The sequence below is a fragment of the Paenibacillus sp. JT31N7 genome (assembly GCF_059692095.1).
Genome location: NZ_JCAUAT010000001.1, coordinates 2,060,261 through 2,074,198, shown reverse-complemented (window position 1 = coordinate 2,074,198; position 13,938 = coordinate 2,060,261). Strand labels below are relative to the sequence as shown.

The following is a 13,938-nucleotide window of genomic DNA, read 5'->3' as shown; positions in this document are numbered from 1 at the left end:
CTGCGCGGATCAGAAGCCCTGGTTTTGACCGGTCGTTCTGCTTACTTCCTGAACGATTTCTTCGTCCGTCAAGCCGTGAGCGTTGATGACGGAAGCGGAGGTAGCGGCATCCGCAAAGCCCATCACGTTCTGGTCCAGACCGGAAATGACGACGCAGGACGCTCCGTCCGCCTGATTTAACGAAGTAACTTCGTAGCCGCTGCTCTGCAGGGCCTGTTTCACACTGGACAAGCTGTCTTCAACTGCGATTCTAGACATATGCCTTCGCTCCTTTATAAGGGATCTCCGGCTTATTGTGGCTGCGCGGACGAAATCTTATTCAGGTTTGCTCCGCTTTGCCTTCTGCTGTTCGTTGAGATCGCGTATTTCCTCGAAAATGGCCCGGACTTGCGCTTTGGCCTCGGGGTGCGAGCCGTTCCAGTGATTCGTCAGGGCAGGCATAGCTTTATGTAAGTGTTGATAGATGGCCCAGATTTTTATTTTCTCGGTCATTTCGGAGGAACCGTCTCCGGTCAACAGCTCGGCCGCCTTGGATACGAGGGCGTTAAACTCGTTTTCGAATTCTTGACTCATAAGATCATTCCTTCCGTATGAAAATAAGATACTTCCAGTCTATCGGAAGCCATGGGGACTGTAAAGATTCCTTCACGACGGGCCCCGGGTCCGTCCGTAACTGCATTCAGGACGTTTACATACAAGGAGGCTGTACAAGCATGTCGGAGTCCATTCAATCGGGAAAAAAAATCAGCACCCTCTCGCCGGTTACCTTATCGCCTGCCGTACGGGCGGCCGGAAACGAAGCGGGAAGTCTTAAAGACGGCCAGCTCCTGGAGCGGGAGCTATTGTCCCGGCACGCTAGAAACGTCACGCTGTACGTCGTGACGTATGCAGCCCAGGGACTTCGCGTCAAAGGCTACCTGGCCGTGCCGGATCACGCGGAACCGCTGCCGGCCGTCGTCTACTGCCGGGGAGGCATCCGGCGCGTCGGGATGGTGCGGATCCGCCGGATCGTTTCGATGGCGCGGCGGGGCTATGTCGTGTTCGCGCCCTTCTACCGGGGCAACGAAGGGGGAGAAGGCCGTGAAGACTTTGCCGGAGAGGACCGGTACGATGTGTATCACGGGCTGCTAATGCTGAGGGATCTGCCCGAGGTCGCCTCCGTCCCGGTCTCGCTGATCGGCTTCTCACGCGGCGCGCTGATGGCGCTGCTGGCCGCCAGAGACTGCGAGGAAGTGGGCCCCGTCGTCGTATGGGGCGGCGTCAGCGACCTTCACGACACGTATGAGGAGCGAGTCGACTTGCGGCGCATGCTCAAACGGGTCGTCGGCCATCCCCTCAAGCAGGCGGATGAATATATCCGCAGGTCGCCGGCGAGATGGGCCGACCTTATCGAATCTCCCGTGCTGATCGTGCACGGAACCGCCGATCCGCAGGTTAAAATTTCACATGCTTACAAGCTGGCCGCTGCGCTTGAACATGCGGGCAAAGATCACACCATGCTCATTTACGAAGGGCTGGAACACCGTTTTCCGAAGGAAATGGACGAAGTGGCGCTGGACGAGGTATTCCGCTGGATGGAGCAAAAAAGAATTGAAATAGAAGGGAATAAGAGTAAAAAAGAAGAAAAATAGTTTAATTTTTCTAAGCATAAAAAAGAAAAAAATCTCCTTTTTCGATGCCGAAAATGGCGTTATCCCGCCTGTATTTATCCGAAATGAGACTTAGAAGCAGGGTTGGATAGAAATGTAAGCTTTTTCTTTAAATATAATGATTTTTTTTCCTGTTTAATATTGTTAACTCCTCCGCTATAGCCTAATATGAGTTTTAGGAATGGTTTACATAAGGGGGATGTCTCATGTCAAAGTACATGATTCATTTGTTTACATCGAATTATTTCCACCTGGATAAAAGCCTCCAGGAAAAAATATATAAAGAATTTCATGTCATGGTCTATCCGACCATTTATTTTATCCTACAAGATCACAATCTGGTCGAGGATATCATTCAGGAATCGTTTCTCCGCGCTATCGACAAGGCTCCTCAGCTGAAAGAGACGGAGAAGTATGAAAGCTGGCTGAAGAAGCTGACGCGCAACGTGACACTTAACTACCTGCAGAAGCATAAGCGCAACCGCAACGAGCTGGATTCGGAGATTACGCTGACGCTAAGGGAAACCGCCCCGGCTTACGAGGCCGGCAGCACACCGCTGGAGAAGGAGGTTGAACTGAAGATCATGCAGGAAGCGATCAGCCATTACGTGAACCAGCTCAGCCCCGCTTACCGGCAAATTCTGGCTATGAAAGTGGTCCATAACATGTCTTACAAGGAAATGGCCGAAGAGATGAACGTGACGGAAGGCGTCATCCGGCAGCGTCTGTACCGTGCGCGCGAAGCGATCCGGCAAATGCTGCTGGAAGAATGGGATTTTCTTAAATAAGCGCTTCATGCAGGCCTAATACTACCCGTTAAGGGGTGGGAAAAGCGGTCAAGCCCCGCAGCCCATCCTTTTTTGGCATGATCCGGTTTGTTACCGGGGGCTTCCTCGCGTATAATGTAGACAAACAACAACGGTATACAGAAAAGAGGTTCTTCATGTACGACAATTTTGAACAGCTGCAAATCGCCCCCGTCTGGGCGGAAAAGTTGAAAGAACGGGGGATAGGCAAGCCTACGGCCGTTCAGGCCGAGGCGATCCCGCTCATTCTCACGGGACGGGACGCTATTGTGCAGTCGCAAACGGGAACGGGCAAAACGCTGGCTTTTCTGCTTCCGGCCCTGCAGCGGATCGATGTGAACGCGAAGCATGTCCAGGCGGCCATCATCGTTCCGACACGGGAGCTCGGCATGCAGATTTTGCGCGTGGCGGAAGATCTGATCGGCGACGGTCCCATCAAGTGTCAGGCGCTGATCGGAGGAGCCGCTCTGGCCCGGCAGGTCGAGAAGCTTAAGAAGGGCTCTCCGCACCTGATTATCGGAACTCCCGGCCGCATTAACGAGCTGATCAAGGCCCGTAAGCTGAATGTGCATCATGTATCCACGCTGATCGTGGACGAAGTCGATCACGTGCTGGAGCTGGGCTCCATGAAAGAAGTCTACGCGATATTTAAAGCTCTGCAGCGCTCGTCGCAGTCGCTGTTCTTCTCCGCCACCATTCCGTCCGAGATCGGACAAGCGGCGGAAAGCTTGATGAACGACCCGGCCGAGATCCGGATCAACCCGGATCAGCGTACGGCGTCCACGCTGGAGCATCTCGCTTTTAACTGCGAAGCCCGCAATAAAATCGACACGCTCCGCAGGATCGTCCGCCTGTACGATCCGCCCAAGGCGATGGTGTTCGTCAATGCGACGGCCGACGTGTCCGAAGTCGTATCGAAGCTGCAGCACCTCGGACTGTCCGTGGAGGCGCTCTACGGAGAGGCGGGCAAGCAGCAGCGGGCGAACGTCATGCAGTCGTTCCGCGACGGCAAGTTCCAACTGCTGCTGGCTACCGATGTCGCGGCCCGCGGGCTAGACATCGAGGAAGTGACGCATGTCATCAACCTCGACATGCCGCTTAACGCCGAGTACTACCTGCACCGTGCAGGGCGTACCGGACGGATGGGGCGCAGCGGAACCGTGATCTCGATCGCCGCTCCGAAGGAGCGGTTCATCCTGGATAAGTTCCGCAAGGCTCTGCGCATCTCCATCGACGAGAAGGAGATGTACGAGGGCCGGGTGGTCGACGCCGGCCAAGGCCCGCGCAGCGGCTTCCGCGGCGCACCGCGCCGGGATGACGCGGAAGCCCGCGTTGCGGGCACGGCCCGGAGCGCTTCCGGCGGCGAAGCGGGAGCACGCCGCGAAGCTTCCGGCGCGGACGGGGAACGCCTCTCTACGGACCGCCGTGGAGAGAACGGCCGCGGCGGAGCACCCGGCCGTACGGCTGGCGCCAGACGCGGCAGCGCGGGCGCAGCCGCCCGGAGCGGTGCGGCCGAAGGCCGCGGAGGAGCGGCACGCGGAGGCTCCGCGCAGCAGCCGGCCTCGCGCAAGTCCGCCCGCAAGCAGGAGACTGCCCAGGACCGCAAAAACAAAGGCGCGCCGAAATGGCTGAAAGCCAAAAGAGACGGAGACGGAGACGGGAAGTAACCGGAGCTGCAGCATCGCGTATAAGACTCCAAGCCGGTTCGGGTCGAACCGGCTTTTTCATTTGGAGAACGATGGGTAAATAGAGGGTACGCGTCATTACGGCAAGGAGGGAATAAACGTGAAAATCATTCGGCGTATGATCGTGGTCCTGCTCGTTCTGGCCGTTGCGGCGGGGCTGGCGGCCTGGGGACTGTTAGCGTATATCAAACCGCAGCAGCAGCTTGATCTGGCTTATACGGAACTTTCGCTGGAAAGCCAGCTGGTGGATATCATCAGAAGCAAGAAGCCCGAGGTCCGGCTGTCCAATGAAGAACTCAATCAGCTCGGCAAAAAAGCGATCGCCAAACGTGCACGGGTTTCGCCCGATGTAACGATAACCGGAGCCGACTTTACACGAAATGGCGAGAATTTGACCGCGGATGTGAATCTGCTTTGGAAAAATACCGTCCCTGTCGGGGCGCAAATGACGTTTAAACTGGCCTGGACAGGCAAGGAACTGACCGTAACGCATACGGGGACGCATATCCGGAACTTCGAAGTGCCGCAGGGAGTGGTTTCCCTCGCACCGGTTGCGATTTCGCTGGATTCGTATTTGCCTTCCATCGTGCATATCAAGGAAGTCCGTTTTGATCCCGATTTCGTCGTGATTGGTCTCACTCTCCGGTAGAGTGGGACTTTTTTTCATCATTTTACCGGTTGCTCTTGGAACGGACCCCCCTAAAACGCCGCGGCTCCAAGAATTGCTATAGTGTAAACCGTAATACTTCGCGAAGAGTTGCCGGTTCATCCAGCCCGGGCCGGGGCTGATTCCTACACGCATAAAGGAGAGTTTTCCGATGAAAAAACTTAACATGAAAAAAAGCGTTCTATCCACGCTCGTACTCGCTATGGCAATGGGCGGAGGCACTGCCGCGTTCGCTAACGGAAACGGCAAGGATAAGGACCATGATAAGGATAAAGACTGGAAAGAGGGCAAAAACGGAGGCGTACACGGCTCTATCGATTTCCGGATTACGTTCGACGATCTGAAGGGTTCGGACGTGGAGTGGGCGCTGAAAAATATTGCAAGCCTTTCTTCGAAGCGTGTTTTTGAAGGCTATGAAGATGGTACGTTCAAACCGCGGAATACGGTTACCCGTATTGAAGCCATTACGGCTGCCGTCCGGCTGATGGGCCTGCGCGATAAAGCGGAATCAAGCGAAGAGAAGCAGACGAAGCTGAACTTCAAGGATGCGAACAAAATTCCCGACTGGGCGGTAGGTTACGTGGCCGTAGCGCTTGAGAACGACCTGTTCGGCGAAAACGAGGACATGGTTCAGCCTTCCAAGCCTGCCGACCGCCTGTGGGCGACGGTTCTCCTCGTGAAAGCGATGAAGCTGGACGCCGAGGCTAAAGCGAAAGTCAACACGCAGCTTTCGTTCAAGGACGCTAAGCAGATTCCGGCCGGTTCCGTCGGTTATGTGGCCGTCGCTATCGAGAAAGGCCTGATCGACGGTTTCGAAGACAATACGTTCCGTCCGAATATGCCGGTAACCCGCGCCCAGCTTGCTGCGCTTCTGGACCGTACGGACAGCCAGATGCCGGGACAGGACCAAACCACGGCCATCGGTAAAGTGGCCGGAACCGTAAGCGGGAATACGCTGGTGCTCGACCAGAACGGCACCTTGAAGACGTATGCGCTGCACCCGGAAGTGTTCGTTTACCGCAACGGCGCTAAAGTAAGCGCGTCTCAGCTTCAAAACGGGGATATGGTCAGACTGCGTTCGTATAACAACACGGTTGTCTTTATCGAAGTAACGAAAAAAGCGGTTGAAGACCGTACGCTTCAGGTCAGCGGCTTCTTCGATTCCATGACGCTGAACAAAGATGGACGCATCGCTACCGTTACCGTAACGAATCAAGTGTACGGAAGTACGGACAAAGCAACGTACAAGGTAGCCTCCGACGTTGCGATTCAAGGGGATGTGAGCCGGTTGGTCAAGCCGACTGCCGTCGAGCTGAAAGGCAAAGATAAAGTCGTTCAAACGATTATCATCAAGTAAGAAACAAGCCAAAAAGCCCGGTGTTTGGGGAAATCCCCAAGCTCCGGGCTTTTTTACGAAGGTGCGGCTGCCGTGTGAAGCGCCGTTGGGAAGGTGCGGGCCGGACAGGACCCAGGACGAAGCCGACCCGATTAAGCGGACTTGGCCCGCAGCGTGCCCGCCGTACGGAGACAAGCCGGACCCGGTCAAGCGGGCTTGGCCCGCAGCATAGCCGCCGTGCGGAGACAAGCCGGACCCGGTCAAGCGGACTTGGCCCGCAGCGTGCCCGCCGTGCAAAGACAAGCCGGACTGCTTCGGGCGGACGCTCCGCCTTGCTCTACGCCTCGCCCTTCATGCCGAAGGCCTCGGCGATCAGGTTGTAAGAGCGGAGACGGGCGCCGAAATTGTGGATGGGCGAAACGATCAGCAGCTCCTCCGCGCTGTAAGCTTCCGCAACCGCATGAAGCTGACGTTTGACCTGCTCGGGGCTGCCGACAATCCGTTTTTCCCGGCGTTCTTTGATGCGTGCGAGGTCATACTCCGTGTAAGGATAATTCAGCGCCGTGTCCACGGAAGGAAAAAAACCGAGCTCCAGGCCGCGTTCCAGGCGCAGGAAGTACAAGTCCGTGCTCGAAGCGAGCTTGTTCGCTTCTTCCTCGGTGTCCGCGCAGACGGCGAGAACGGCTGCCAGCGTACGCGGCTTGTCGCCCAGCACGGAAGGCTGGAAGTGCTTCTTGTAGTGGCGCATGGCTTCCTCGCCGCCGGGACTGCCGAAGAACTGGGCGAAGCCGAACGCGGCGCCCTGCTTGGCGGCGATGCGGGCGCTCTCGCCGCTGGAGCCGAGCAGCCATACCTCCGGCGCCGTCGGTATGGAGGGCGAAGCCTGCAGCGCGGCGAACGGGTGTCCCGGAGGCATCGATTCGTGAAGGTAGCCGGCGATATCGGCTACCTGATCCGGATACCGGTCGATGCTGACGTATTTGTCCGCCTGCAGGGCGCGGGTCGCCAGCGGCATGCCGCCCGGCGCGCGTCCGAGCCCGAGGTCGATCCGGCCCGGGTGGAGCGCCTCCAGCAGGCGGAAGTTTTCCGCGACCTTGTAGGCGCTGTAATGCGGCAGCATAATGCCGCCGGAGCCGACGCGGATGCGGGAGGTCACCGCCGCAAGATGGGCCAGGAGCACCTCGGGGCTCGAATGGGCCAGCGACTTCGAGGCGTGATGCTCGGAAACCCAGTAGCGGGTGAAGCCGAGACGGTCCGCTTCCTGCGCCAGCCGGGTCGTTTCTTTAAGAGCGTCGGAGGCCGTACGGCCTTCGGCTACTTGCGATTGATCCAGAATCCCCAGTTTCAACATAAGCTCACCTCTTGTGGATAACTGTAACAAAAACGGTTTAACTGTAATCTTAACTGTAACAAATTTATGTTCCGAGGTCAAAGTTCCATCCGGATTCGTTCCGTACACCTTGACGCGCAAAGAAGAGATGGCATCTTGTGCGAAGCTCGCTTTCTCGGACGATGCGGAAATTTGGCCAGACGGCCCCGCCCGGAGGCCCAGCCTAAATGACCCGCCCGTGCTGTCCAAACAGTCCCGCCCTGCCCACATCGTCCCTAGGCGCTCCCGCCACGCCCGAACGCTGAAAAAACCCGCAGCTGCCTGCGGGTCTTGCGTATTAATCCGGCCGGTTATCCGGCGTTCCGGCGGCTTCCCAAAGCTTTTCCTTCAGCCGGGAGGCGGCCAGCGGTTTGCTGATCAGGAAGCCCTGAATGCAATCGCAGCCCTGTTCCTTCAAATAAGCAAGCTGCTCTTCCGTCTCGACGCCTTCCGCAACGACCGTCATATGGAGGCCGTGGGCCAGCTGGATGACCGTGCGGACGATCCATTCATCTCCTGTGCGGTCGTTCATATGATGGATGAAGGACTTGTCGATTTTAAGCCGGTCGAACGGATAGTAGTTCAAGTAACTGAGTGAGGAATAGCCGACGCCGAAATCGTCCATGGCGATGTGAACGCCGAGGTCCTTGAGCTGTCTGAGCGTACGCATCGTTTTGATTTTATTGCGGAGCAGAAGACTCTCCGTAATTTCCAGCTCCAGCCATCGGGCTTCCAGTCCGGTTTCGTCCAGTATGCGCCGGATGGTAGGGATCAGCTCGTCGTGTTCAAACTGGATGGAAGACAAATTAACGGCCATCCTGACGGGAGGAAAGCCTTCGCTCTGCCAGGCTTTGTTTTGCTCGCAGGCTGTTCTCAGTACCCATTCGCCGATCGAAAGAATTTGCCGGCTTTCTTCCGCAAGCGGGATAAAATCTTCGGGGGATACGAGGCCGAGCTCCCGGTTGTTCCAGCGGACGAGAGCTTCCATGCCTTGAATCCGGCCCGTATCCAGATGCAGCTGGGGCTGATAGACGAGATGAAATTCGCCGCGTTCCAGCGCTTTATGTAGATTTCTCTGCAAAATCAGTTTCTTTTCAATCGTTTCTTCCAAATCGGAGGTGAACATGGAATACAAGTTACCGCCGAGCTCCTTCGCTCTGTACATGGCGGTGTCCGCGTTTTTCACGATCGTTTCCGAATCGTACCCGTTGTCCGGATACAGGCTGATGCCGATGCTCGGCGTGATATAGATATCTTTCCCCAGCAGGAAAAAGCCCGATTTCAGGGCGGAAAGGACCGTTTCGGCGACCCGAACACAATCCTGCGCTCCCGCAATGTCCCGAACGATAATCGTAAATTCATCGCCCCCCAGCCTGGATACCGTATGGTCTTGCCCCAGACAGCTCTGCAGCCGTCCGGCCACTTGAACGAGCAGGGCGTCCCCGCTGATGTGTCCCATGGTGTCGTTAATATTTTTAAACTGGTCGAGATCGAGAAAGAGCAGCCCGACTTTCCCTTTCGTTTCCCGAGCCACGGCGATATCCTGAGTCAAGCGTTCGTTAAAATGTGCCCGGTTCGGCAGACCGGTGACCGAGTCGTAGTAGGCCATCTTTTTGTAGCGCTTGTTGCTCTCTTCAATGATATCGATCTGTTTCAAATACCCGGCAACAAAATAATGAATGATTTTGATCGCAATGATCGTAAACACGATTTCCGAAATGAAAAGCTCGTAGCTGGGCTGTTTCAGCATTTTATAAAGAACGACCGAGGCGATCAGGATGCCGATTTGAAGACTGCGCGCCTCATAAATGGCCTTGCCTGCGGAAACGGGCGTACCCGTGACCGAACGCACGATGCCCATTCTCAACAGGAGATTCAAGCCCTCGAACGCGAGGAGTACGCATACGATTTTGACGAAAAGAGGGGCCTCGGCGGTTAGAACGCCCGTACCCCAGGCAGCCAGCATACTGACGCCGTACATGCCGAGCGTGGTGAAGAAGCGGAACCACCTGATTTTATAAAAAGGCTTCGAATGCAGCATAAAGAACGTCAGCGTGTTCAGAACAAGAAAGAAAGTGCTTGCAAAAAATCCCATTTCAAAGAGTGAAAGGATAAAACCGATCGTGACACCGCTGTAGTAGATGCCGGTAGGCATTTTAACGGGCATCATTTCAAATACGATCACCATGACGGCGATAGGCAGCAAAATCTTCAGATCGTAAGCGTTCTGCGCGATAAAAGCCGATGCGGTGATCAGGGTGAGGATTCCGAAAACCGACAACAGGGAAGTAAACGGGTTATGGTCCTTCATTCTTCCTCCTTTTCACCGAATTTCCGAGCATAAACCGCACAAGCCCGGCTCCGATCCCTACATCGCCGATGCTGATTACCCTTCGTACAAGCGGAATCCAGTCACCCATCCACCAGAAAGCGGACGCGTCCATGAGCTGATGGCGGGGTTCGTTCTCGGGAAGCGCCGCAAGTCCCGCCCAAGCCAGTGCCGTATCCGATACGGGCATCAGTCCTCCGTGTACGACAAGAGCCGTCCAGTTCCAGAGAGCGCCCAGGAAAATAAGGGGGATGCCCGGAACTTTCCGGTTCAGCCACAAAAACAGGACGGCGGCCAGAATAGCCGCTTCCGTCCAATAAGGGTACGTCCGGTTTGTACGGACCGTAACGGCAAAAATCACGATTTGGACGGCAAAGCTTCCGAGCAGGAGATAGGGCAGCCTGAAGTTCACTTTCTCTACCAGGGAGAGCGGGTTCCGTCCTGAAAGAAGGGTAACGGCGATAGCCAGAACGATGAAGTAGATCATATTAACCTCCGAATAAAAAAAGGAACCAGGCTCAGCCCAGTTCCTCTAAGTGGCTCACGGACCCCAAGGAAAGGCCAGTCCGGATGAGTAAACCAATGCTGCAACGGTAAGGATAGCAAAAACCCAGCGTTTCATCGCGTTTACCTCCAATCCTTTAAAATAATAGGTATAAAATGCCATTATGTAATCTCATTATAGCTTCCGGGCTCTATTTGTACAAGGTAGCCAATTTCGACAAAAAAAGACACAATTTGCGTATCTTTTTTATTGCCGGAGACGGGGTATCCGGTACCTTGACGAACGGAGGATGCGTGCCTTATGGTGGAAGGAACCTTTAACTGGAACAGGATGAGATTTATGACTGTACTTGTGTGGCTTTTGCTTGCGGCGGCCTGCGCGTATCTCTTCTTGATCGTCCCCACGATGTGGCTCAAAGTGGAGCGCGTAAGGGTACCTGCCGGGCTCGGCATTAAGATTTTGCAGATCAGCGATCTTCACGTCGAAAAGCTGAGAATCCGTCCCGGTACGCTTACTCGGCTGATTGATGCGGAAAAGCCGGATTATATCGCGCTGACCGGCGACTTTACCCGCAGAAACAAGTATTTGCCGAAAGTGGAGAGGGTGCTGAAGGCGGTCGTTTCCCGCGGAATTCCGGCATTTGCCGTTCTCGGCAATCACGATCACCGCTTAGATCCGGCCGGAATGGGGAGGCTGAGCGCGATTTTGGAAGGGGCGGGCGTTGTTCTGCTGAACAACCGTTCGGCGGATCTCGGCGCCTTCCAGTTCGTTGGCATCGATGATCTTGGCACCGGGCACAGCCGGATCGGGAAAGCTTTCCGGCATACTGCGGCACACAAGCCGGTCGTGGTGCTGACCCACAATCCGAACCTTGTCCTCCGTTTAAAGCGGCCGTTTACTTATTTGATGGCGGGGCATTTTCACGGCATGCAGTTTCATGTTCCGTTTTATACGGAAGGGGGAGCTCGCGGCGAGGGGGATCACAAAGGGCTTGCATGAAACCTCTTACGGACGCTATTACATTTCCAAAGGGATCGGGCAGGCAGGCCCCAACGCCCGGTTTTTGATCCGCAGCGAAGTCACCGTCCACGAGTTGTGAGTGCGGGAGGAACGTTCGGCTGCCGGATGCGAACCCGTCACGCGGCTGGCAGCTACCGAGTACCGGAGCAGCGCAGACAGCGCTCCTCGGCGGGACAGGGACGGAGCCGGGCGGACAATAGATACACAACGGAGGTACAACTCATGCAGGAGAAAAGCAGCTGCAAAATCAGGCGCTCCGGTATCGTGCGGGAACTGGGCGGACCGTCGGCGGTGCTGGAAATCGAAGGCAGGAGGGTACGGGTACCCGCCGGTAAAATCGCGGCCGGAACGGCTGAGGGAACGCCGGTGCAGTGGAATGGAAGTGTATGGGTACCGTTGAGATGAGCCCCCTTGTTCGCTGCCGGGGCTATTTCGACTCCGATGATTGACTTTCACGACCTGCGGCAAGCATATGACTCTGCATGAAACCGTTTCTGTGAGTTCTCATAAAAGATAAAAAAGCCCGGCTATAGCAGCCGGGCTTTTAGGTATGGAGCAAAGGAAGGCTCGCTTATTTCGCGGAAACCGTCTCAAGGTCGCGTACTCCCTGATAGATCAGGTCGAACAGCTCCTCGATGTTTTCTTCGTCGATGCAGGAGAAAGCGACCCGAAGATCCGTTTCGCTGAGGGCGATCGTTCCGACGCCGTAAACTTCCAGCAGGCGCTGGCGCAGCGCTTCCGCATCCACGGTTTTCAGCTTCAAGCACATGAAGTAACCGGAGTTGAACGGATAGTAATTCCAGGAGTCTCCATACTTGCCGCTGTCGAGCAGAGCTTTCACTTTGTTCGCGCGGCCCTTCATGATTTCGAACTTTTCCTGCTTTTGAGCGTTGAATTCAGGAGAGTTCAAAGCGTGCAGGACAAACGTCTGCGAAGGATGCGAGCACGAGGAGATCGTGGCCCGGATAATCCCGAGCGTTTTCTGCTCCAAGGCGCTGAGCAGCGTTTCATTCTTGCCGGCGTAAGTGATAAAACCTACGCGGAAGCCCCATACATATTCTTCTTTCGTAGCGCCGTCCACTTTAACCGCCAGTACGCGGTCGTGAAGATCGGCAAGCTGGCCGAAAAGAGATTCCTGCAGGGAATTCTCGAAGAAGAGCGCGAAATACGCGTCGTCGGTAACCGCCACGACATTGATGCCCGCTTCCGCGGCTTCGCGGATCACCGCAACGATCTGGCGTCCTTCTTCCGGACCCGGTGTATACCCCGTCGGATTGTTCGGGAAATTCAGGACGACGAACGCTTTGCCTGTCTCTTTCTGGGCAAGGAGCTGTTCGCGGAGTCCTGCGGAATTAAACGTGTTGTCTTCATTGTAAAGCGGGTACGTAACGATTTCGGCGCCCCGGCGGATTCCGAAGGTGAGCTCGTAGTTTTCCCAGTTTTTATCCGGAATAATGACGCGGTCTCCCGCTTCTACGAACAAGTCGGCCGCAACGCTCAAGCCGTGTGTAAGGGCGTTGGTCACGATCGGATTGCCGAACGTTTTGTTGCTTAAGGACGGATTCTCCTCCAGCATTTTTTTACGCCAGGCGGTGCGCAAACCGGGTTTGCCCGCAGGAGGCGCGTATTCGTAGAGATCTTTCGGATCATAGGCGGACAGCGTATCCTGAATGACCTTCAGGTGCATAGGCTGACCCTTCTCGATGGCAGTACCGATCGTGGCATTATATTTACCGGCTTTCGCTTTAGCCTCGGCCGATTGGCTCAAAATGCCGACTTTCGGGAAATACATGTGCTTGCCCAGCGACGATAACATCTCGTACACATAGGCGTTCTCTTTTTCGATGGTTTCATTCAACTGCTTAGCAAGGGGGTTCATTCCGCTCCATCCTTCCGGGGTTATGGAAATTCATTTTAGCCATTATTATAGCACTTCTTACCGGAATGCGTCACTGCGTTACCTAAAAAAAACGGCCCCCGGTATCCGGAAGCCGTTTGAACCCGCAAGAACCGGTAATAAAGCTCCGGAAAAACTTGCGGAGAGCGCGATAGAAACGTCGATTGAATTGTCGAGCGAATAATGAAAACAGAAGCAAAGTTGCAGCTAAGGAGTAAGAAACACCAATAGAAAGTGTCAAGCAGACTAAGCCTGCAAAACGTGTGCGGCGCCTCTTTTTTTATCAAGTCCGTATATTATGCTTCCATTCCCGCGTCGTAAAGAAAAAGCACCTTGCGGATATGAGCGGCCAGCGCTTCCCGCGGGCAGACCAGATTAGTCTCGTAGTATTCCATTTCGACAAGCTCGGGGTGTTCGAGCACACGCTCGAACTGGATTTCCCGGAAACCGATTCCCTGATTCGTTTCGCTCTCCAGAGCGGAGGCGACAGCTTGAAGCGCCGGGGGATCCAGGGCATCTTCTTCCATATTCAAAATCATATAATGCCAGATATCATCGGCGTCGGTATCGATGGGGCGGTGAATCTGGGCCAGATGCCTGAGCAGCTCCATATTGGTTTCCATTGGTATCCTCCTTTCCGGATCTACCGCATAAAATGCACTGCCTGCTTCCATA

Annotated in this window: 14 protein-coding genes; 7 read left to right on the top strand and 7 right to left on the bottom strand. The window is 55.3% G+C overall.

Annotated features, from left to right (window positions below):
* Nucleotides 1-9 precede the first annotated feature (9 nt).
* Together AC58P5_RS09340 and AC58P5_RS09335 are read right to left on the bottom strand one after the other, a co-directional pair.
* Nucleotides 10-258 (bottom strand): YkuS family protein, encoded by a 249-nt coding sequence (locus tag AC58P5_RS09340; RefSeq protein WP_497385871.1) that lies wholly within the window; start codon nt 256-258, stop codon nt 10-12.
* Nucleotides 259-315: 57 nt separating this feature from the next.
* A complete protein-coding gene (locus AC58P5_RS09335) occupies nt 316-573 on the bottom strand; it encodes a DUF2573 family protein (protein WP_497385870.1) in 258 nt (85 codons plus the stop codon).
* 140 nt (nt 574-713) lie between these two features.
* Between AC58P5_RS09335 and AC58P5_RS09330 the strand changes: the two genes are divergently transcribed.
* The 5 genes from AC58P5_RS09330 to AC58P5_RS09310 all read left to right on the top strand — a co-directional run bounded on the left by AC58P5_RS09330 (nt 714) and on the right by AC58P5_RS09310 (nt 6,164).
* The gene (locus AC58P5_RS09330; protein WP_497385869.1) at nt 714-1,631 is read left to right on the top strand and encodes an alpha/beta hydrolase family protein; all 918 of its coding nucleotides are present in this window, start codon (nt 714-716) and stop codon (nt 1,629-1,631) included.
* Nucleotides 1,632-1,855: 224 nt separating this feature from the next.
* On the top strand, nt 1,856-2,437 hold the full coding sequence (locus AC58P5_RS09325; protein ID WP_497385868.1) for an RNA polymerase sigma factor: 582 nt from the start codon (nt 1,856-1,858) through the stop codon (nt 2,435-2,437).
* A 155-nt stretch (nt 2,438-2,592) separates the two neighbouring features.
* Nucleotides 2,593-4,122, top strand: coding sequence for a DEAD/DEAH box helicase (locus AC58P5_RS09320; RefSeq protein WP_497385867.1), 1,530 nt, complete (start codon nt 2,593-2,595; stop codon nt 4,120-4,122).
* Between the two features lie 118 nt (nt 4,123-4,240).
* A complete protein-coding gene (locus AC58P5_RS09315) occupies nt 4,241-4,789 on the top strand; it encodes a hypothetical protein (protein ID WP_497385866.1) in 549 nt (182 codons plus the stop codon).
* Between the two features lie 169 nt (nt 4,790-4,958).
* Nucleotides 4,959-6,164, top strand: coding sequence for an S-layer homology domain-containing protein (locus AC58P5_RS09310; protein WP_497385865.1), 1,206 nt, complete (start codon nt 4,959-4,961; stop codon nt 6,162-6,164).
* Nucleotides 6,165-6,480: 316 nt separating this feature from the next.
* On the opposite strand, the gene AC58P5_RS09305 is transcribed toward AC58P5_RS09310, so the two are convergent.
* The 3 genes from AC58P5_RS09305 to AC58P5_RS09295 form a co-directional block, all read right to left on the bottom strand.
* Nucleotides 6,481-7,494 (bottom strand): LLM class flavin-dependent oxidoreductase, encoded by a 1,014-nt coding sequence (locus AC58P5_RS09305; RefSeq protein WP_497385864.1) that lies wholly within the window; start codon nt 7,492-7,494, stop codon nt 6,481-6,483.
* A 316-nt stretch (nt 7,495-7,810) separates the two neighbouring features.
* Nucleotides 7,811-9,823: a putative bifunctional diguanylate cyclase/phosphodiesterase gene (locus AC58P5_RS09300; RefSeq protein ID WP_497385863.1), complete on the bottom strand. Its 2,013-nt coding sequence runs from the start codon at nt 9,821-9,823 to the stop codon at nt 7,811-7,813.
* On the bottom strand, nt 9,810-10,328 hold the full coding sequence (locus AC58P5_RS09295) for a DUF5317 domain-containing protein (protein ID WP_497385862.1): 519 nt from the start codon (nt 10,326-10,328) through the stop codon (nt 9,810-9,812). Before AC58P5_RS09295 ends, AC58P5_RS09300 begins: the two co-directional genes overlap by 14 nt.
* 357 nt (nt 10,329-10,685) lie before the next feature.
* Between AC58P5_RS09295 and AC58P5_RS09290 the strand changes: the two genes are divergently transcribed.
* Entirely contained in the window at nt 10,686-11,345 is a 660-nt protein-coding gene (locus AC58P5_RS09290) for a metallophosphoesterase (RefSeq protein WP_497385861.1), read from the top strand.
* Nucleotides 11,346-11,588: 243 nt separating this feature from the next.
* The gene (locus AC58P5_RS09285) at nt 11,589-11,771 is read left to right on the top strand and encodes a hypothetical protein (protein ID WP_497385860.1); all 183 of its coding nucleotides are present in this window, start codon (nt 11,589-11,591) and stop codon (nt 11,769-11,771) included.
* A gap of 166 nt (nt 11,772-11,937) precedes the next feature.
* Here AC58P5_RS09285 and AC58P5_RS09280 read toward each other — a convergent pair whose 3' ends face one another.
* Nucleotides 11,938-13,245, bottom strand: a complete 1,308-nt coding sequence (locus AC58P5_RS09280; RefSeq protein WP_497385859.1) for an aminotransferase class I/II-fold pyridoxal phosphate-dependent enzyme — start codon at nt 13,243-13,245, stop codon at nt 11,938-11,940.
* Between the two features lie 314 nt (nt 13,246-13,559).
* Nucleotides 13,560-13,886: a hypothetical protein gene (locus tag AC58P5_RS09275; RefSeq protein WP_497385858.1), complete on the bottom strand. Its 327-nt coding sequence runs from the start codon at nt 13,884-13,886 to the stop codon at nt 13,560-13,562.
* Nucleotides 13,887-13,938: the final 52 nt, after the last annotated feature.